The following is a 20,258-nucleotide window of genomic DNA, read 5'->3' as shown; positions in this document are numbered from 1 at the left end:
TACGGCGAGATCAGTATCCATAAATGGCGTCTTGGTTTACCATAGACAATACTCGCATAACTTACCATGATACCTGATGAAACAAGTAGTTGAACATCAATCTGACGTTTTGGTTATCGGCAGCGGGGCTGCTGGTCTGACTTTAGCGCTACATCTGGCTGAAAAATCAAACGTTATCTTACTCTCCAAAGGCCCACTCAGCGAAGGCTCAACCTACTACGCCCAGGGCGGTATCGCGTCAGTGTTCGATGAAGAGGATACCATCGAATCTCACGTCACCGATACCTTGATCGCCGGGGCCGGGTTATGCGATGAAGAAGTTGTGACCTTTACCGCCGAAAACGCCAAGAGCGCCATGGAGTGGTTGATTCACTGCGGCGTCGCCTTCGATAAAGAAGAAACCGCCGACGGCGACGAGAGCAAGGCGCCCTATCACCTGACCCGCGAAGGTGGCCATAGCCACAGACGCATCCTGCACGCGGCCGATGCCACGGGTAAAGAGGTGCAGGTGACGCTACAGGAGCGCGCCCTGAGTCACCCCAATATCAAGGTACTTGAGCGCTACAACGCCATCGACCTTATCACCACACGTAAGCTCAAGCGCCCGGGCAACCGCGTCCTCGGCGCCTATGTGTGGAACCGTAACGAAGAGCATGTGGAAACCGTTAAGGCTCGCTTCGTCGCACTGGCCACAGGTGGCAGCTCTAAGGTGTACCAATATACCTCGAACCCAGATATCGCCTCGGGCGATGGCATCGCCATGGCCTGGCGCTCGGGCTGCCGGGTGGCCAACATGGAGTTCAACCAGTTCCACCCCACCTGTCTCTACCACGCCGATGCCCGCAACTTTTTGTTGACCGAGGCACTACGCGGTGAAGGCGCCTACCTTAAGCGTCCCGATGGCAGCCGCTTCATGCCAGACTTCGACGAGCGCGGCGAACTCGCCCCCCGCGACATAGTGGCCCGCGCCATCGACTATGAGATGAAACGCTTAGGGGTCGACTGCGTCTACCTGGATATCAGCCACAAGCCAGCCGACTTTGTTATCAAGCATTTCCCCACCATCTATAGACGCTGTCTGGAACTGGGAATAGATATCACCAAAGATGCTATCCCTGTGGTACCCGCGGCCCACTATACCTGCGGCGGCGTGATGACAGACCTGCATGGTCAGACAGATCTCAATGGTCTCTACGCCATAGGTGAAGTGGCCTATACCGGCCTGCACGGCGCCAACCGTCTGGCCAGCAACTCGCTGCTTGAGTGTCTGGTATTTGCCCGCGCGGCAGCCGAAGATATCGAGAGCCAGCTGGCCAAGATCCCTATGCCGGGTACTCTGCCCGCCTGGGATGAGAGTAAGGTATCGAACTCGGATGAAGAGGTAGTGATCGCCCACAACTGGCACGAGCTACGTCTGTTCATGTGGGACTACGTAGGGATTGTGCGTTCAGACAAGCGCCTCGAGCGCGCCCTACGCCGCTGCGCCATGCTGCAGCAGGAGATCCAGGAGTACTACAGCAACTTCCGCGTGAGTAACAACTTACTGGAGCTGCGTAACCTGGTCCAGGTCGCTGAGCTGATCATCCGCTGCGCTATGGAGCGTAAGGAAAGCCGCGGCCTGCATTACAATATCGACCATCCCAACAAGAGTAATAATCCGCTACCAACCATATTGCATCCAGAGCAATAGCAGTAAGGTCGTTAGCCAAACCTTAGTAGCAGACGGCACAGGTGCCGATAACCTGTGTCGTCAAACATATCCCGCCATAAGATAACCAGGCGTTTCTGCTCTCCCTCGTATAACCAGAACAGCACCACCAAGGGGCTCACCCAGATCCTGCGATAACTAAGATGTTGCTCGCTTGCTTCGTCAGCCTGCTGCACTTGCGTATGCGAATCTAACTCGTCGCGGAGTAGACCAATTCTGCCCGACTCATCCAGCCAAAAGGCAAGGGACCAACGTCTTAGCGCAATCAACTGATAGAGGAAGAAAACGATTGTGGCCAACAAGAGGCCATACTTGAGGGTGAGAAACCAGAGAGAATTGATTGGCGGCCAGACCAGAAAAGCACTCAGGCACAGGGCCGCGAAACAGACCAGCGAGAGTCGCTGGTCGAAGGAGGCTGTCAGGTGAAAGTTATGGCGCCGCCCGGCCACGAACTTTAACCACCATCTCGGCGAGCTGTGGGTCTGGACAGGCCTCATGGCCCATAAACCAGGCAAACAACTCAGGATCTTCACACTCTAACAGACGAACGAAAACCGCCTTATCATCTATAGACAGCTGTTCATATTGGGTCTCAACAAAGGGTTGAAACAATACATCAAGCTCTAACATGCCCCGTCGGCACGCCCATCTTACTCTGGCTATGTTCATTGGCTCTGACACACAACTACTCCCTTATTTTCGATTGGCGATAGTGTACCAGTTAGGCCGCCGGCTTCACACCGTTTTATAGCCGCTCCACCTCGAGATCCTTACCGGCGAAGAGATCGCTAAAGTCAGTTTCCAGCAGGGATTTTACCGCCGGATGTTGGATCATCCGCTCGGCAAACATCACATGGTAGACCTCCTTGATATCGTCAGTCTCACCTAGAATCTGCATATCGTGGGCGAGAATATCCTGCTTATAGATGGAGGGTGCCACGAAGATCCCCTGTTTGAAGAAGCCAAACGCCTTCATCATGGCCGCATCGTCGAACTCGCCGAGTATGGTGACATCCAGGCCATTCTCATCGAACCAGTGATGTAACTGCTGACCGAGCGAGGTACGTTTCCCCGGGATCAACAACTTGCCCTCCTCCAGACAGGCGGGAAAGGGTTTGTCATAGGTGGTCGAGGAGAAAAACGCCACGCCGCACTCACCGAGCTTCTTCGATAGGATCTCCGGATACTTGAGCGACTCACCGGCGCAGTCGGATAGGATCATATCCAGCTTGTGGGCCCTTAAGCGCTCCATCAGGCTCTCGTGGGTCGCCTCATAACAGGCAAGATGCATGGAGCCATCGCTAGGCACAACCGAGAGCAGCACCCGGCTGGCCAAGGCCTTGGAGAGCGCATCGGCAATACCCACCTCGAACAAGATATTATTATCCTTTTGATAATTCAGGATATCTAACATCTCATAGCTGAGGCTGAACATCTTATCAGCATAGCGAAACACCAGTTCGCCCAACTCGGTGGGTTCGAGATTACGCCCCACCCGTTTAAACAGGGTACCGTTGAGGCGCTGCTCCAGAACACGGATCTGCCCGGTCACCGTTTGCGGGGTCAAACATAAGGTTTCGGCGGCCTTGGCCACCGAGCCCTTCTTATGCACCATCCAGAAATAATAGAGATGGTTATAGTTCAGATGCGACATCAAGGCTCGCGTCTCTCCTGCTATTTAAGGCGTTGGCAATCCATCATGTTGTACATGACTTCGCTTAGCGTCTCTATCGAATCTACCTTGCCCATATCCAAGGCCTCGGAGAGTCCCTGCACCAGGCTGTCGCGATCGGGCAGGCGCCCCTCGCAGTAGGTGCGATTAGCCTCTTCGAAGCGCTTGCCGCTACGATACTTGAGGGCACGGGATTCATACCCATTAGTCTCGACCCGCTTGCCCATCGCATTAGGCTTAAACATGAGGGCACCGTCGACAACCCCCTCTAGGTAATGCTGACAGGCGACGCTGTTGACATCTTTATCGCACGCCTCCAGCTGGCTGGCATAGGCGCCCCCGGTCAAGCCGAATGAGAGCATGAGTGTCACGACGAGTTTTTTCATGATTTTTCTCCTTTCTCTGGAAGCACCTTAGATAACCAAAAATAACCTATCACCGCCGACATGATCGACCCGGTCAGAATGCCAAGCCTCGCCAGATCGCCGTAGGCCTCGCCATCGCCGATAAAGGCCAGGGATGAGATGAACATCGACATGGTAAAGCCGATACCACACATCACTGCCACGGGGGCGATATGACGCCAGCCCATGCCTTCGGGCAATGCAGCCAGCTTAAGCTTGACCGCCACGAAGCTAAACAGCAGTACCCCAAGCGGTTTACCCAGCAGTAAGCCAAGTGCGATCCCCACAGGCACAGGAGATAACAGATCCCCAAGGCTCATGCCCGACAAATCGACCCCGGCATTGGCAAAGGCAAAGATAGGCAATATGACAAAGGTGCTCCATGGGTGCAGGCTATGCTCCAGATGCTCTGACGGTGAGCTACCATCTTTGGCCCGCAGCGGAATACAGAATGCGATGATCACACCGGCCAGGGTAGCGTGTACCCCAGATTTGAGCACGGCTATCCAGAGGATCAGGCCCACCACCCCATAAGGAGCCAGCGCGGTCACGCCCTTACGATTTAGCCCCACCAAGATCACTATCGCCAGCGCCGCAACGACTAAGCTGATCGCCGAGAGATCTGTGCTATAGAACATGGCGATGATCACCACTACGCCAAGGTCATCTATGATGGCCAGCGCCAGCAGGAACACCTTAAGCGCCACCGGCACCCGGCTACCCAGCAGCGCCATGATACCCAGCGCGAAGGCGATATCGGTAGCGGCAGGAATAGCCCAGCCCACCTGAGTAATAGGGTCGGCATAGTTAAAGATCAGGTAGATAGCAGCAGGGAAGATCATGCCACCTATGGCGGCAAAGGTTGGCAAGGATGCCTGCTCACGGCTCGACAAAGCACCTTCCAGCAGCTCACGCTTCACTTCCAGGCCGATCAACATGAAAAACAACGCCATCAGGCCGTCATTAATCCAGTGGATCAGCGTCTTATCAATATCCAGACTGCCCACGCGCACCTGCATCTCTGTATGCAGGAAGCCTTGATACAGGCCCGACAACGGGGAGTTCGCCATGATCATCGCCAAGATAACGGCCGCCATCAATAAGATGCCACCGGCCGATTCCTGGCTCAGAAAATTTCTAATCGCCTTTTCCATAAATAAACTCCAAAAACACTTAATGTATTGAGTCTAGCGGAATGCAACCTAGCTGAATAATCGTTTGCATCGGCATTAAACATCGGTAATTCCGAGGTGTTAAGTGTAGTCAGTCACCACGGACTAATCAATAGCATGCAGTTTTACTTAGCGGGAGTGACGATTAAAACCATCTGTGACGGGGATCACAGGGAGTTTCTGGTTTAAAGGGGGATTTTTTATGCAGAATAAATTAATAAAGCGCGGCGACTCACAAAGAGTCTGCCGCGCCTTACCTCAGAAATTCCTCAGTCTTAAGAATTACTCTTAGACAGAGAAGGGATACTGAATCGCCTCGTGGTGCTGATAACCAGTCACCTCGAAATCGTCCATGGTGACCCAGGTCTCGAGATCTTCCAGCGACTTGATATCCGGATTGATGCTTAGCTTAGGTGACGGGAAGGGCTCGCGCTTAAGCTGCACCTCCTGCATCAGGGGTAACTGGTCTTCATAGATGTGCGCATTGACTATCTTATGGTAGGCCTTGCCCGCTTTGTGACCTGTGATCTGCGCCACAATCGCCAGCAGGGCAAACACCTGCACCTGATTGAAGTTTAGCCCTAGGGGAACATCGCAGGAGCGCTGGAAACTGTTGAGGTATAAGGTATCGCCCAGCAAAGAGAAGTTATGGGTGTGCATGCAGGGACGCAGACAGCCCATATGAAATTCACCTGGATTGTAGAAGCTTAAGATCTCGCCGCGATCATCGACCCCTTTTGACAGGTTATCTATGATTTTTCTCAGCTGATCTACTGCGCCGCCATCTGGCTTTGCCCAGGCTCTGCCCTGCACCCCGTATACCCGGCCCATATCGTCATGGCCCTTACGGTGAGGGTTATTCAGCCAGGCACTGTTTTCATTGGCGTTGGCATCCCAGGTCTTGGCACCCAGCTTTCTGAAGTCGGCGGCATTGTCATAGCCCCTGAGGTAACCCAGCAGCTCGGCAATCGCCCCCTTCCAGAAACTCTTGCGGGTGGTGATCAGGGGAAACGCGTTGGCGGCCACATCGTATTCCAGATCGGCATTGATCACGGTTAAACAGCGCTTTCCCGTGCGCTCGTTTTCAACCCAGACGCCCTCATTGATGATTCGTTCACATAATGCCAAATACTGTTTCATCTTATCCTACTTATCATTGTTGCTTGTATGGAGGCCTTAGCGCCCTTCCCTAATCGAGTCTAAATCTAGCGTTAGCCGAGCCTTAGCTCCCCTTTTTTTTAGCCGCTTTATGACGGCCATGTCTAGCTGAGGGCTAACTTGATCCCGGTAAAAAATAACATGACGGCAAATATTTTCTTCAGCCTTGCCGTCGGCCAGACACTTGCCGCCTTCGCCCCCAGTGGTGCCGTCAGCATAGAAGTGCAGACGATGCCGAACAAGGCTGGCAGATAGATATAACCCAGGGTGTATTCTGGCAGCCCTTGAGTCGCCCAGCCAGCAAATACATAGCTGAGGCTACCAAACAAGGCGATCATCAGCCCTGTTACCGAGGAGAAACCTATGGCGTGACGCATCTGCACGCCGCACCAGCTCAAGAATGGGATAAACAAGATGCCGCCGCCTATGCCCATTAATGCGGCTATGATGGCGACAAACATTGCGGTAACAAACAGATAGGGACTCGCGGGCAAGCTACGCTCGCCCTCTGCCGCCTTAAAGGGAAACACCATCTGCAGCGCCATCAACACCAAGAAGCCGGCAAAGACCTGCTTGAGTAGCTGAGCAGAAAACAGCGAGGAGATAAAGCCTGCCGACAGGGCGCCGACTATCAATCCCGGCAGCATGATGGTAAGTAGATGCCAGGGAATATTACCTCGGGCGTGATGGGCCCTAGCCGATGAGGCCCCGGTTAGGATGATCGCCGCCAACGAGGTGGCAATGGCCACATGGGTCAAATGCTCTGGCTCTACGCCCGCCATAGGCAGAAGAAACAGCAATACAGGTACGGCTATCACGCCGCCGCCAATGCCTAACAGGCCCGCCATAAAACCAATGAAGGCCCCCAGGGCAATACAACTGACAACTATGGTGAACATGTAACCTCGACGGCAGTGGCGAAAGGAGGCATTAGCTTAAAGGAATTACCGACAGATTGAAATTGCCTAGCGCTCACAGTCGAGACTCAATTACAGAAACTCGCTTGACGAAACTTGCTTAGAGAAATTCGTCTAGGCCTTTCTCTTTCAGATAGAGCGTCAGCAGCTCCCTCACCTCGAAGCCGTTGGTGAGTGACAGCGCCTGGGCAAGCAGCTCGCTCAAGTCCTGATAGGACACCCTACGGATCAGATAGTTTATCTTGGCAAGACTGCCCTGGTTCATACTCAGCTGGGTATAGCCCATGGCAACCAACAACAGTACGCCCATGGGTTCGCCTGCCAGTTCACCACAAACACTAATCGGCAGGCGATACTCTCGGCACGCCAGCCTCGCCTGGGTCAGCGCCCGTAAGATCCCTGGATGATAGGAGTCATACAGGGTACTGACTCTTGGGTTATTACGGTCGACCGCCAGCAGGTATTGGGTCAGGTCGTTCGAGCCGACAGAGATAAAGTCGACCCGTTTGGCCACCTCTTCGAGCTGGAACAGCAGCGCAGGCACCTCCAGCATTATGCCTATCTTAGGCCGTTGAAGATCTGGATGAACATCTTGCTTCACCTCGAGATAAGCCTGCTCCAGGTAGGCGATGGCCTGATCTATCTCGTCCAAACAGCAGACCATGGGCAGCAGAATATGCAGCTGCTCACCACCGCCCGAGGCATTGAGCATGGCTCTGAGCTGCACCAGAAACAGCTCTGGATGATCCAGCGTCAGACGGATCCCGCGCCAGCCGAGGAAAGGATTCTCCTCGATAATAGGCAGATAAGACAATGGCTTGTCACCGCCCACATCCAGGGTGCGCATCACCACTGGACGCCCGAGGGCCGCATCCAAAACCTGACGATAGACCTCGACCTGCTCCGCCTCGCTGGGGAAGCGGGTCTGCAACATGAAGGGGATCTCGGTGCGATACAGGCCGACGCCGTCGGCGCCCTCGGCAATCTCCGAGGCCAGACTGCTTAACAGCCCAGCGTTGAGATAGAGATGAATTCGGCGCTCATCTAAGGTCATGGCAGGCTTAGACAGCTCCTCGGCATAGCGTTTCTGCAACGCCTTCTCCGCCGAGATCAGGCTGCGATACTCACCTATCAGCGTCGGTGTAGGCGAGATCAGCACCTGTCCGCGATTAGCGTTCAGGATCAGCTGCTTGCCATCGATACCGGCATTGAGGATCCCCTCGACCCCTATCACCGCCGGCACGCCAAAGGCGCGCGCTAAGATAGCCGCGTGGGAGTTAACCCCGCCAAGCTCTGTGACTATGCCCACCAGCTTGTGCTGGGGGAACTCGGCGAGCATGGTCGCCGTGGCTTCCTTGGTCACCAGGATAACGGGCACATCCAGTTCAAGCTGCATCTTCTGCGGCTCGATCAGCTCACGCAGCACCCTCTGACCCAGATCGCGGATATCCGTCGCCCGCTCCTGCATATAAGGATCTTGCATCTGCTGGAAATGATCTATGTAGCGTAGCGACACCCGGCTCACCGCCGAGATAGCCGTCCAGCCCGCCAGGATCTCCCGCCCATACTCACCGCCTAGGCTGGTATCATCCAGCAGCAACTGCAGGGCTGAGAAGATAGACTGCACCTCTTTCTCATTCTCGCCATCGAAACGCTGGGACAGGGCGCTGAGGGTATTGCGACAGGCATCCAGCGCCTGACTCAGGGCTAGCAGTTCTTCGTCGACCTGCTTAGTGCGACGCCCCTGCTGCTCTAGGGGGATCTCGCCCCCCAGCACCATGGCGTGGGCGATCACCACGCCGCTAGCCGCCGAGGTGCCAGTATAGACACACTTGTCCGGCGCCGATTTCACCTCGGCTTTCTTACGCTGCTCACGCACCGCCACCGCCAACTGGGCAGCGAGCGTCATCAGAAAGGCCTCTTCGGCCTCGCTAAACTGGCGCGCGTCGGCCTGCTGCACCACCAGCACGCCTAGGATTAATTTCTGATAGATGATGGGGACGGCGAGAAAGGCACGAAAATCTTCCTCGTCGACTTCGGTGAATAGTTTAAATCTGGGGTGTTGCTGGGCATCGGCCAGGTTGACCGGCTCTTCACGTTCGGCCACCAAGCCGACCAGGCCTTGGCTCATGGGCATCTTGACCTTGCCCACGGCTCTGGGGTCTAGGCCATCGGTGGCCGACAGCACCAGCTCCTGCTCTTCCAGGATATAGATGGAGCAGCACTGGGTCTCCATCGCCGACTTGGTCTGGCGGACTAGCAAAGAGAGGGCTGATTGAAGATCATCGGCTGCGGCTACTGCCTGAGTGATGTCTCTGAGCGTCTTTAACACAGCCTACCTCTCCCTCTATTGCTTGCCATCTTAGCTACCGGCGGCGACCTCTTCTTCTGCCGCCTTGAGTATTTTCCTGAGCCTGAAACGGCAAGGCCGTCGGCGCAAACTCTTTCATTACCTTGCGGTACACGTCTCGTTTAAAGGATACCACCTGTCTGACCGGATACCAGTAACTGACCCAACGCCAGTCATCAAACTCCGGGTGGCCGCTGGCCGCCAGATCGATGGCAGACTCCTGACTCTTCAATTGTAATAGAAACCACTTCTGTTTCTGTCCGATACATAAGGGTTTACTGTCTTGCCTAATTAACCGTTTAGGTAATCTATAACGCAACCAGGAACGAGTTGAGGTTAACACTTGCACATGTTCAGGCCTTAACCCAACTTCTTCATACAACTCCCGATACATGGCTTGCTCGGCGCTTTCGCCTTCATCCACGCCACCTTGCGGAAATTGCCAGGAATGTTGACCAAATCTTCTGGCCCACATCACCTGCCCAAAGCGATTACAGATAATGATGCCTACATTTGCACGAAAGCCGTCACTATCAATCACATGGACTCCAAAATGAAATAATCTAATGAATCGATTGTTTCACAAAGCGGCGTCGGCGGCAATTCCCCATTAACAGATATTGTTTGGATAAAAAACTAAAATTTTTACTTTTATCAACAGAGCCTGGCAAGCAAACCGGAGGATATCCACAAAATCTGTGGATATCTCTGTTTGAAACTCAGTTAAAATTGTCAATTCAGCCAAATCTCGAATCAAAACCCAAGCAGATACCAGCCGAGATTTAATCAATAAACAACTGTAATTAAATAAAAATTAATTGTTCACACTTTGAGATCATTTGTTCACACTTAGAGATCGCACAAAAAACACCCAAAGCCTGTGTCAAGTAAAAAACCACATAAAGTCCCCAAAGGTTATTCACAGATAAATAGATTTATCGACTCTGACAGCGGAAAAATGTCATCAAAATCCCCTTGACAAGGGTTTTTTTATTCTGCCCTGTGACAGACTTATTCAGTTATCCAATAAATCTGTGGATAAGTGTGTTGGAAAGGGTGGGGAAATCACAGAGTAACTTAAATAACTCTCGATGAGGTTAAATGGACAACATGGCTAAAACGATGTTTTTCAGTCACTTAATGTAAGAAGACTCTAGGATCTCTCTACTGCAAAAAGATCGCACAATTTTTAACCTCGATTGATTAAGTGCATAACTCGGGTAAAATCCCTACCCATGAAAAGTAAAATTCTTCCCCCCGAATCCCTCGACGAGCTGATGCAGCGCGCCCAGGAGATGGCCGGACTCACGCTGGGCCAGCTGGCCGAGCTTCACCATGTCGCCGTGCCGAGCAACCTGAAACGAGACAAAGGCTGGATTGGTCAGCTTATCGAGCTCGAACTGGGGGCCACTGCCGGCTCTAAGCCGGAGCAGGACTTTCTCCATCTCGGCGTAGAGCTCAAAACCATCCCTGTGGATGAATCGGGTAAGCCGCTAGAGACCACCTATGTCACCGTCGCCCCGCTGATGAATATCAACGGCCTAAGATGGCAGGAGAGTCTGGTGTACCACAAGCTACAGCGGGTGCTGTGGATCCCGGTGGAGGGCATCCGCCACAAGCCGATTGGCGAGCGGCGCATCGGCAGTCCCATCCTCTGGACCCCGAGCGAAGAAGAGATGGCGCAGATACGTCAGGACTGGGAAGAGATCATGGAGCTTATCGCCCTAGGCAAGGTCGAGCAGATCACCGCCCGTCACGGCGAGGTATTGCAGCTCAGGCCCAAAGGCGCCAACAGCCGCGCGCTCACCCAGAGCATAGCGCAAGATGGTCAGGTTAAACTCACCAACCCGCGGGGCTTCTATCTTAAGATCCCCTTCACCCAGCAGATCTTGAACCGTTATTTCTAGGCGATTTGAGCTTACCAGTCGCGGCTATTCGAATCGCTATTTAAAGGTGATTCGAACCGAAATTTTCCTTCTAGTTAAAAGGGGTGACAGAGAAGGGTCATTTCTCAAACTTTAGACTTTTAGATAATCGACAAAGTGCGCCCCTTTCTGTCAGCATCCCCCAAGAAAAAAACAATCACCACGGTCACTTAACACTTGTTCAACATAAATTTGTCGCTTTTTTGGCACATCTAGACTTCATTTGACTTAGATCACAAATATCACTGGAAATTGTAGGGGTGTTTTCTATACACTAGCGCATCCTGAGATTTGTGCAGCATTTAGGAATTTTCTGTCACTGTGAGAGCACGCATTCAAGCAAAGAAGCTCATATTTGCCATTTTCGCTTGGGCTATTGCCATGGCGGCCTTTGTGTTTTTCCGCTATGCGCAAACACCAGAGCTGCCCCAATGGGCGGTAGGCACTGCCGATCTCGCGACCCTGGCGATCTATATGGGGATCATCTTTGGTAGTCTGCACTGGATGTCGAACCTGATCGCCGACTTTAGCGCCATCAATCGCCTGCCCTATCTGTTTTCGGTGATCTTCAAGGGACTCTTCCTCTTACTTGGGGCGACCACCCTCGCCTACATGACCCAGTTCCTCAACATGTGGGCCATTGAGAACCATATGTCGACCCTCAGGCAGATGTTGACCGCTCATATTCTCTACAGCCCCTCGTTCCAGGCCCTGATCATCTATCTGGTGGTGGTGCGTGTCGGCCTAGCCTTCATCGAGCAGATGGCGCTGTTGGTCGGCCCACGTATTCTGTTTAATATCGGCCTGGGTAAATACCACAGGCCAAGGTACGAACAGCGCCTGTTTCTCTATCTGGACATGGTGGCCTCGACCACCCACGCGGAATCTCTGGGTGACTATCGCTTCAGCCGCCTGATCCAGGACTGCTTTAGCCTGCTATCCGACACTGTGGTCAACAACGACGCCGAGATCTATCGCTACATGGGCGATGCCGTGCTGATCCACTGGCCGCTAGAAAACGGCATCATAGAAGATCGCAGCTTCAACATATATTATGAGTTCAGTCAGCAGCTTAACTGGCAGCGCAAGTACTTCGAAGAGCAGTATGGTTTCGTGCCTAAGTTTAAGGCGGCGGCCCACTGTGGTCAGGTGGTGGCGGCTGTGGTTGGGGTGCAAAAGCAGGAGATCAGCTTCTTTAGCGACGTGCTCAATACCCTGGCGAGACTTCAAGATCAGTGTAACCCTCTGGGGCAACGGATGTTGATCTCAGGCTCACTGCAGTCGCTTATCGACACTGGCGACAGTCACTACGACTTTACCAACCTTGGTCCAATCAAGCTCAAGGGGAAACAACACTCTATCGAGGTGTATGGCGTTTCCCCCAAGGGTAGCAATAGTTAAAACTAACTTTCCGCCTCCGCCTGTTCCAACAAGCTTTGAATCGCCTTACCTAAGGTTCTGAAAGTCATGATACGGCTGGAGGTCTGACGCCAGACCAGACCGATATCACGATAAGGCGCCTCACCCGGCGGCGTCAGGGCGGTGAGATCCGTATCGTTCAATATCCCCGCATCGATCGCCATCTGTGGCAGGAAGGTGGTCCCCAGCTTGCTGTTTACCATCTGTACCAGTGTGTGCAGACTCGTCGCCGCGAAGGGGTTGATCTTGTCGCTATCCGCCAGACTGCAGGCGCTGATGGCATGGCCGGTAATACAGTGTTCCGACTGCAGCAGGAAGATGCTCTCATCGGGTAGCGCCTTGTAATCTATGGGCTGATGCACCTCACTGCTAAGTTCCTTATGCATCACCAGCTTGAAGGGATCTATCCCCACCTTCATGCTGTGATAGCCACTGGTGTCGGCCGGCAAGGCGAGCAGCAACAGATCCAGCTCGCCTTTACCCAGGGCATCCAATAGTCGCTCCGTGGTGTCTTCCTTCAAAAACAGCGTCAGCTCAGGATATTCCTGTTGGCAATGTTTCACCACCCGGCTAAGCAGAAACGGCGCGATGGTGGGAATGCAGCCCAGGCGAATATCCCCTGTCATCGGCTGGCCCTGGTGCTTCACCAGCTCCACCAGATCGTCGACGTCGGTCAGCAGCTTGCGGGATCGCTGCACCACCTCTTCGCCGATGGCGGTGAAGATGAAGGACTTATGATCGCGCTCGATCAGTTGATGACCCAGCTGCTCCTCCAGGTTTTGAATCCCACTCGACAGGGTCGACTGGCTCACGTGGCACAGCTTGGCCGCGCGATTAAAGTTCTGTTCCTGATAGAGATTGACCAGATAGTAAAGGTTTTTCAGGCTCGGCAGATGTTTCATAAAATCGATTACCAACTTCCATTTACATTCAATTACTCAATCTAACTCTAGCACAAGCGGCCCCGGGATTAACCCTCTCTTTTGCCAGAAGTGTGAAGCGCTGCCCAAAAGCGGCCAAATAGTGCACAAACAAAAACGCCCCCGATGATCTCTCATCGAGGGCGCTATCAAACTTGGCTAGCTCTGATTTACAGGCTTTGACCTACTACATTGCCGTTTTATGCCTTAGATTCTAGGTAAGCCTTCAGCTCGGCCAGATCCTGGCTGGCGTTGTCCACGATCACCTGCAGCCAGGTGCCGTGCTCGGCTGGCCACTCGGCCGCCTCACCGTGTTGCAGTAGCTGAGCATACTGCTGGATACGTTTCAGTCCCACAGAACCGGCAGCGCCTTTGAACTTGTGCGCCTCAGAACATAAGGTATCTTTGTCTTGTGCTTCCTTAGCGTTGACCAGGTTGCCAACATACTCGGGCATCAACTGTTCAAACAAGACGACACTCTTTAGCAAAGTGCCCGCACCGATAGCGCTGCAGTACTGCTCAAGTGTGTTGAGATCCAATATTGATTCTAACTCGGCTGTTGCCATCTTAAGGCACCTCTCGAAAAAAGCTGACGGGACAAGAATAAAATTCACCCCATAATAGCGCCTAGAATGGCGGGCGCAACTAATTGAAGCATATGCAAGTTAAATAGCTCCTTATTTAACCTTTCATTAACCATGCGTTAAATTAATTGCTCAATTGTTCACGTTTTTTGCGCCTAAACCGACAAATGATCACCTGCCGAATCGGTCAAATAATGACCCTGACCGCCCAGGCGTTCTAGGTTCTTGACGATGGCCACCAACCCCTCCCAGCGATAGGCACACCAGTCGGGTGCCAGCAGCATAGGTTTCTTGGCGTAGGCGGTAACACGATGAAAAATCACCTCTTTAGGCGTGAGACGAATCAGCTCGCCGACGCTCTCGGCGTAGGCTTCCTGGGTCAATAAACTCATGCGCCCGGCCCGCCAAGCCTTGGCCATAGTACTACCCTCGACGATATGCAGTGGATGAATTTTGAGCCCATCGACCCCAGCATCCAGCACCGCCCTGTGACTGGCTAAATAGTCCTCATGGCTCTCACCTGGCAGCCCTAAGATCAGGTGGGTACACACCTTTAATCCCGCCTTTCTCGCCCGGGTGACAGTATCACGATACTCCTCGAAACCATGTCCACGATTGATCCGCTTAAGCGTCTCAAGGTTGGCGCTTTGCAGGCCGAGCTCCAGCCATACCTCCAGGCCACGGGCCTGATAACCGGCCAGCAGGGCGATCACCTCGTCGCTGACACAATCGGGACGGGTGCCGACACACAGGCCGACAATATCGCTATCGGCCACCGCCTCATCATAGCGCTGCTTTAGCAGACGGTACTCATCATAGGTGCTGGTGTAGGCCTGAAAATAGGCGATGAACTTGCTGGATTTTCCCTGGGCACGCTCGCGGCCATTGGCCAGCTGCACGGCGATGCTGTCTACCGAGCCATGCTCATGGCTGAAGGAGGCCACATTACAGAAGGTACAGCCACCCCGTCCCAGGGTGCCGTCACGATTGGGGCAGGTAAACTTGGCATCCAGGGTCAGCTTCTTGAGGCGCTGACCATACTGACGCTTGCAATGTAGGCCAAAGGTGTTGACATGGCTATCCAGTCCCACGGGGTATTCTCTCGATCGATAAAAGGGCGGCGATTGTAACTGGCTTAATGACACCATTCTTGGTGCTACATCAATTTTTGACGCCTTTCCCGGTGCGCCAGCTCACAAAGCCGGTACAAACTTAGGGGCGCAGCACAGTATCGGCTAATACATTGGTCTAAGATTTGTTAAATAATTCACTGTATATGCAATAAAAATCACTTTTTTAGATTAAAAGACAATAACCCATTTTGTTACATTTTAGTAAAAAAGATTCAGAGCCATATTCAAAATTCTTTTTATTCATAACGTTATACAGCAACTTTTACAGTTGACGTTAACGTAAGGTTAAAATATAAACCGTATTAAACGCCCTGCCCTAGTCATACTTTATGCACAAATTTGAATTGACCTTTTACTAGGCAAAAGTTAATTTGGATGGTTCGGGTGCACATCAATCGCTTGAATTTCCCCGACGTAGTATTGGTTAGTATTAGGGAGTTTTTATATGAGCTTGTATCACCCCAGTTTTGAACGAGATAACTGTGGTTTTGGCTTAATCGCCCAGATGGATGGCGAAGCCAGCCATAGAATTGTACGTACAGCCATTCATGGCCTGGATCGCATGAAACACCGTGGTGGTATTGCCGCCGACGGTCGTACCGGCGATGGTTGTGGCCTACTTATGCAACTCCCCATTAAATTCTTCGAAGCCGTGGCCAGCGAGAACGACTGGCACCTGAGCCGTAAGTTTGCCGTGGGCATGCTGTTCCTAAGCCAAGATGAGGAAAAGGCCAACTACACCAAACGCACCCTGGAACGTGAGCTGGAGAAAGAAACACTGAGTGTGGCCGGTTGGCGTGAAGTCCCGGTCAACCCTGAGGTATTAGGCCCCATAGGCCAGGCCAGCCAGCCCAAGATCTGGCAGGTGCTGATCAACTCACCCATAGGTTGGCGTGAGAAAGATCTCGAGCGTCGCCTCTATATGGCCCGTCGCCGCCTCGAGCAGCAGATAACTGACTGCGAAGACTTCTATGTTGCCAGCCTCTCTGGTCAGGTGATCGTCTACAAGGGGTTGATGATGCCCGCCGATCTGCCGGCCTTCTATCCGGATCTGGCCGACATACGTCTGCAAAGCGCCATTTGTTTGTTCCATCAGCGCTTCTCAACCAATACCTCGCCCAAGTGGCCGCTGGCACAGCCGTTCCGCTATCTTGCCCACAACGGCGAGATCAACACCATCACCGGTAACCGTCAGTGGGCCCGCGCCCGCGCCTACAAGTTTAATGCGCCGCTGCTGCCGGATCTGCAGCAGGCCGCCCCCTTCGTCAACGAGAGTGGCTCCGACTCCTCCTCATTAGATAACATGCTGGAGATGCTGCTTGCCGGCGGCATGGACCTCTACCGCGCCATGCGTTTGCTTATTCCACCCGCGTGGCAGAGTAACCCAGAGATGGACGATGAGCTGAAGGCCTTCTACGACTTCAACTCCATGCATATGGAGCCCTGGGACGGCCCGGCAGGCATAGTCATGACCAACGGCCGCCACGTGGCCTGTGCGGTAGACCGTAACGGCCTGCGCCCATCACGCTATGTGATCACCAAAGACCGTATCCTGACCCTGGCCTCCGAGATCGGCATCTGGGACTATGCCCCGGACGAAGTGGTCGAGAAGGGCCGTGTCGGCCCGGGTGAGCTGTTGGTGCTCGATACCCTCAACGGTCAGCTCTACTCTTCGTTTGAGATCGATAACGACCTTAAGCGTCGCCACCCCTACAAGGAGTGGATGGCCAAGAACAGTCAGACCCTGATCCCCGCCGAGCAGATGCCGAGCGAGGCCCAGGGCGTATGCGAGTTCTCCGCCGACACCCTGCTGCAATACCAGAAGCAGTTTGGCTATTCTCGCGAAGAACTAGAGCAAGTGATCTGGGTACTGGCCGAGAAAGGCGAAGAAGCCACTGGCTCCATGGGCGACGATACCCCTATGGCCGTGCTGTCGAAGAAGTCCCGTACCCTGTACGACTACTTCCGCCAAAAATTCGCCCAGGTGACCAACCCGCCAATCGATCCACTGCGTGAAAAGCATGTAATGTCTTTGGCCACCTGTGTCGGCCGCGAGCAGAACCTGTTTAACGAGACCACGGGCCACGCCTACCGCGTAATGTTCAGCTCGCCTATCCTGCTCTACAGCGACTTCAACCAGCTGCTGGCGCTGGATTCGACCTACTACCGCGCCAACACTGTCGATCTTAACTACGACCTCAGTGAAGGCTTAGAGGCAGCCATTCGCCGTGTCTGCAACGAGGCCGAGCGCCTGGCACGTACCGGCACCACACTGCTGATCCTCTCCGACAGGGCCACCGACAAGAGTAAGCAGGTGATCCCCGCGGCCATGGCCGTGGGCGCCGTGCAGCGCGTACTGGTCGACAAGAGCCTGAGATGCGACACCAACATCATAGTCGAGACCGCCTCGGCCAGAGATCCGCACCACTTCGCCGTACTGCTGGGCTTTGGCGCCACCGCCATCTACCCTTATCTGGCCTACGAGAGCATCTCGGCGTTGGCCAGCCGTCATGGCGTGCGCGAGACCCAACAGCTGATGCTCAATTTCCGTCAGGGCATCGACAAGGGACTACGTAAGATCATGTCCAAGATGGGGATCAGTACCGTAGCCTCCTACCGCTGTAGCCAGCAGTTCGAAGCTATCGGCCTGTCATCTGAGGTGGTCGAGCTCTGCTTCAAAGGCGTGGTCAGCCGGATCGAAGGCGCGAGCTTCGCCCTGCTGGAGAAAGATCAACAGACGCTGCAGAAGCTCGCCTTCCAGGCCCATCAGCCGCTGACACAGGGCGGCCTGCTGAAATATGTGGAAGGCGGTGAATACCACTGCTTCAACCCGGATGTGGTCAACACGCTGCAGCAGAGTCTGCGTGACCAAGACTATGACGTCTACAAACGCTTCACCGAGTTGGTGGACGACAGACCCGTGGCGACCCTGAGGGATCTCTTCACCGTCAAGGGTGACAAGCAGGCCATCGAACTCGACAAAGTCGAGGCCGCCGCCACTCTCTATCCAAGATTCGACAGCGCCGCCATGAGCATCGGCGCCCTCAGCCCAGAGGCCCACGAGGCGCTGGCCGTGGCCATGAACCGCCTCGGTGGTCGCTCCAACTCGGGCGAAGGCGGGGAAGATCCGCGCCGCTTCAACTCTGAGCGTAACTCGGCCATCAAGCAGATCGCCTCGGGCCGCTTCGGTGTCACGGCGCATTATCTGGTCAACGCCGAGGTGCTGCAGATCAAGGTCGCCCAGGGCGCCAAGCCAGGCGAAGGCGGTCAGCTGCCCGGTGACAAGGTGAGCGTAGAGATCGCCGCGCTGCGTAACGCGCGCCCTGGCGTCACCCTGATCTCGCCGCCGCCACACCATGATATCTACTCCATCGAAGACTTGGCTCAGCTGATCTTCGACCTCAAGCAGATCAACCCCAAGGCGATGATCTCGGTCAAGCTGGTATCTGAGCCAGGCGTTGGCACCATTGCCACAGGCGTGGCCAAGGCCTATGCCGACATGATCACCATCTCAGGCTATGACGGCGGCACGGGCGCCAGCCCTATCACCTCGGTGAAATATGCCGGTAGCCCCTGGGAGTTGGGTCTGGCCGAGGTGCATCAGTCGCTGGTCGCCAATGGCCTGCGCCACAAGATCCGCCTGCAGGTGGACGGTGGCCTCAAGACGGGTACAGACGTGATCAAGGCGGCCTTGCTGGGCGCCGAGAGCTTCGGCTTCGGCACCGTGCCTATGATCGCCCTGGGTTGTAAGTACCTACGTATCTGCCATCTGAACAACTGCGCCACCGGCGTGGCGACACAGAATAAGCAGCTGAGGGACAATCACTACCACGGCCTGCCTGAGCGCGTGATGACCTACTTCGAGTTTATGGCCCGCGAGATCCGCGAATGGATGGCCGCCCTCGGCGTGACCGAGTTCGAACAGCTCGTAGGGCGCAGCGACTGGCTCGCGGCGCTGGAAGGCGCCACAGACAAGCAGCAACAGCTGGATCTGTCCGCCATCCTCTATAAGCCAGAGGTGCCAGAGGGCTGCGCGCTAACCTGGCGTGAAACCAACCCGACCGACGACAAGGGCGAGCTTAACCAGAAAATTTTGAGCCACTGCCAAACGGCCGTCGATCAGAGCGAGCCACTGACCGCACGCTTCGAGATCAACAACACCGACCGCTCGGTAGGCGCGGCGCTGTCTGGCTACATTGCCACCAAAGTCGGTCGTCAGGGTGCCAAGGCGCCGATTCAGCTAAACTTCAGCGGCAGCGCAGGTCAGAGCTTCGGCGTTTGGAACGCCCCGGGCCTATCACTGGATCTGTGCGGCGATGCCAACGACTATGTGGGTAAAGGCATGTCGGGCGGCAAGATCACCCTCTATCCGCCTGTGGGCAGCATGTTCCAGAGTGAGAAGAGCGTTATCCTGGGCAACACCTGCCTCTACGGCGCCAGCGGCGGTAAGCTGTTTGCGGCCGGTCAGGCGGGCGAACGTTTCGCGGTGCGTAACTCGGGCGCCATCGCCGTGGTCGAAGGCCTGGGCGATAACGGCTGCGAATACATGACAGGCGGTATCGTGGTAGTGCTGGGTAAGACGGGCGTTAACTTCGGCGCCGGCATGACGGGCGGCTTCGCCTATGTGTTCGACCGCTTCGGCCACTTCAACCGTCGTCTCAACACCGAGATGGTGGATATGCAAAAGGTGACGGCACCGATACAGCAACAGCACCTCAAGGGGCTGATCGAAGAGCACGTGGCCGAGACAGGCAGCGAGCACGCCAAGATGTTGTTAAACGATTTTGAAAACTGGATCGATTGTTTCGTCCTGGTCAAGCCTAAGAATGTGGCGCTCGATGATCTCCTGCGTCTGGAACAAACTGAACCTGCATTAGCAGTGGTAGCGGGGTAATG

At 54.4% G+C, this 20,258-nt stretch carries 16 protein-coding genes; 4 read left to right on the top strand and 12 right to left on the bottom strand.

Translation table 11 applies throughout. The features are described 5' to 3' along the window. The first annotated feature begins 76 nt into the window (after positions 1 to 76). Positions 77 to 1,690, top strand: a complete 1,614-nt coding sequence (gene nadB / locus K0I31_RS05280; protein ID WP_011864851.1) for an L-aspartate oxidase — start codon at positions 77 to 79, stop codon at positions 1,688 to 1,690. An 11-nt stretch (positions 1,691 to 1,701) separates the two neighbouring features. Here nadB and K0I31_RS05275 read toward each other — a convergent pair whose 3' ends face one another. From K0I31_RS05275 to rppH, 9 genes are all read right to left on the bottom strand, one after another. Beyond that, a complete protein-coding gene (locus tag K0I31_RS05275) occupies positions 1,702 to 2,157 on the bottom strand; it encodes a protein YgfX (protein WP_220080142.1) in 456 nt (151 codons plus the stop codon). After that, a complete protein-coding gene (locus K0I31_RS05270; protein WP_220073918.1) occupies positions 2,138 to 2,377 on the bottom strand; it encodes an FAD assembly factor SdhE in 240 nt (79 codons plus the stop codon). The genes K0I31_RS05275 and K0I31_RS05270 overlap by 20 nt, the downstream gene beginning before the upstream one ends. Before the next feature lie 76 nt (positions 2,378 to 2,453). Further along, entirely contained in the window at positions 2,454 to 3,362 is a 909-nt protein-coding gene (nhaR, locus tag K0I31_RS05265) for a transcriptional activator NhaR (protein ID WP_011864848.1), read from the bottom strand. A gap of 20 nt (positions 3,363 to 3,382) precedes the next feature. Next, positions 3,383 to 3,766, bottom strand: coding sequence for a hypothetical protein (locus tag K0I31_RS05260; protein WP_011864847.1), 384 nt, complete (start codon positions 3,764 to 3,766; stop codon positions 3,383 to 3,385). Further along, the gene (gene nhaA, locus K0I31_RS05255) at positions 3,763 to 4,938 is read right to left on the bottom strand and encodes a Na+/H+ antiporter NhaA (protein WP_011864846.1); all 1,176 of its coding nucleotides are present in this window, start codon (positions 4,936 to 4,938) and stop codon (positions 3,763 to 3,765) included. Before nhaA ends, K0I31_RS05260 begins: the two co-directional genes overlap by 4 nt. 306 nt (positions 4,939 to 5,244) lie before the next feature. Then, complete coding sequence (locus K0I31_RS05250; protein ID WP_220080141.1) at positions 5,245 to 6,096, bottom strand: thymidylate synthase; 852 nt, start codon at positions 6,094 to 6,096, stop codon at positions 5,245 to 5,247. A 122-nt stretch (positions 6,097 to 6,218) separates the two neighbouring features. Further along, complete coding sequence (locus K0I31_RS05245) at positions 6,219 to 7,013, bottom strand: sulfite exporter TauE/SafE family protein (RefSeq protein ID WP_220080140.1); 795 nt, start codon at positions 7,011 to 7,013, stop codon at positions 6,219 to 6,221. 118 nt (positions 7,014 to 7,131) lie between these two features. Beyond that, positions 7,132 to 9,363: a phosphoenolpyruvate--protein phosphotransferase gene (gene ptsP, locus K0I31_RS05240; RefSeq protein ID WP_220080139.1), complete on the bottom strand. Its 2,232-nt coding sequence runs from the start codon at positions 9,361 to 9,363 to the stop codon at positions 7,132 to 7,134. 34 nt (positions 9,364 to 9,397) lie between these two features. After that, a complete protein-coding gene (rppH, locus tag K0I31_RS05235; protein WP_011864842.1) occupies positions 9,398 to 9,922 on the bottom strand; it encodes an RNA pyrophosphohydrolase in 525 nt (174 codons plus the stop codon). A gap of 694 nt (positions 9,923 to 10,616) precedes the next feature. Here rppH and mutH point away from each other — a divergent pair. Further along, positions 10,617 to 11,288 (top strand): DNA mismatch repair endonuclease MutH, encoded by a 672-nt coding sequence (mutH, locus tag K0I31_RS05230; RefSeq protein ID WP_220080138.1) that lies wholly within the window; start codon positions 10,617 to 10,619, stop codon positions 11,286 to 11,288. Positions 11,289 to 11,627: 339 nt separating this feature from the next. After that, the gene (locus K0I31_RS05225) at positions 11,628 to 12,707 is read left to right on the top strand and encodes an adenylate/guanylate cyclase domain-containing protein (protein WP_220044536.1); all 1,080 of its coding nucleotides are present in this window, start codon (positions 11,628 to 11,630) and stop codon (positions 12,705 to 12,707) included. 2 nt (positions 12,708 to 12,709) lie between these two features. Here the strand turns inward: K0I31_RS05225 and oxyR are convergent, their stop codons facing one another. From oxyR to mnmL, 3 genes are all read right to left on the bottom strand, one after another. After that, complete coding sequence (oxyR, locus tag K0I31_RS05220) at positions 12,710 to 13,627, bottom strand: hydrogen peroxide-inducible genes transcriptional activator OxyR (RefSeq protein WP_011864839.1); 918 nt, start codon at positions 13,625 to 13,627, stop codon at positions 12,710 to 12,712. 218 nt (positions 13,628 to 13,845) lie between these two features. Next, positions 13,846 to 14,211, bottom strand: coding sequence for an Hpt domain-containing protein (locus K0I31_RS05215; protein WP_011864838.1), 366 nt, complete (start codon positions 14,209 to 14,211; stop codon positions 13,846 to 13,848). Positions 14,212 to 14,384: 173 nt separating this feature from the next. Continuing rightward, the gene (gene mnmL, locus K0I31_RS05210; protein WP_220080137.1) at positions 14,385 to 15,320 is read right to left on the bottom strand and encodes a tRNA modification radical SAM protein MnmL/YtqA; all 936 of its coding nucleotides are present in this window, start codon (positions 15,318 to 15,320) and stop codon (positions 14,385 to 14,387) included. 487 nt (positions 15,321 to 15,807) lie between these two features. Here mnmL and gltB point away from each other — a divergent pair, with 487 nt between their 5' ends. After that, the gene (gltB, locus tag K0I31_RS05205) at positions 15,808 to 20,256 is read left to right on the top strand and encodes a glutamate synthase large subunit (protein ID WP_220080136.1); all 4,449 of its coding nucleotides are present in this window, start codon (positions 15,808 to 15,810) and stop codon (positions 20,254 to 20,256) included. Positions 20,257 to 20,258 lie beyond the last annotated feature (2 nt).

This window comes from Shewanella spartinae, assembly GCF_019457555.1.
GTDB classification, from domain to species: domain Bacteria; phylum Pseudomonadota; class Gammaproteobacteria; order Enterobacterales; family Shewanellaceae; genus Shewanella; species Shewanella loihica.
Note: the sequence above shows the minus strand (reverse complement) of the source record. Positions and strands in the feature narration are given on the sequence as shown.

Coding starts and splice junctions, on each gene's coding strand:
- nhaR (WP_011864848.1), bottom strand. CDS start 3,362: ATGTCGCATCTGAACTATAACCATCTCTATTATTTCTGGATGGTGCAT.
- K0I31_RS05270 (WP_220073918.1), bottom strand. CDS start 2,377: ATGAACATAGCCAGAGTAAGATGGGCGTGCCGACGGGGCATGTTAGAG.
- K0I31_RS05215 (WP_011864838.1), bottom strand. CDS start 14,211: ATGGCAACAGCCGAGTTAGAATCAATATTGGATCTCAACACACTTGAG.
- K0I31_RS05250 (WP_220080141.1), bottom strand. CDS start 6,096: ATGAAACAGTATTTGGCATTATGTGAACGAATCATCAATGAGGGCGTC.
- nhaA (WP_011864846.1), bottom strand. CDS start 4,938: ATGGAAAAGGCGATTAGAAATTTTCTGAGCCAGGAATCGGCCGGTGGC.
- gltB (WP_220080136.1), top strand. CDS start 15,808: ATGAGCTTGTATCACCCCAGTTTTGAACGAGATAACTGTGGTTTTGGC.
- oxyR (WP_011864839.1), bottom strand. CDS start 13,627: ATGAAACATCTGCCGAGCCTGAAAAACCTTTACTATCTGGTCAATCTC.
- mutH (WP_220080138.1), top strand. CDS start 10,617: ATGAAAAGTAAAATTCTTCCCCCCGAATCCCTCGACGAGCTGATGCAG.
- nadB (WP_011864851.1), top strand. CDS start 77: ATGAAACAAGTAGTTGAACATCAATCTGACGTTTTGGTTATCGGCAGC.
- K0I31_RS05245 (WP_220080140.1), bottom strand. CDS start 7,013: ATGTTCACCATAGTTGTCAGTTGTATTGCCCTGGGGGCCTTCATTGGT.
- K0I31_RS05260 (WP_011864847.1), bottom strand. CDS start 3,766: ATGAAAAAACTCGTCGTGACACTCATGCTCTCATTCGGCTTGACCGGG.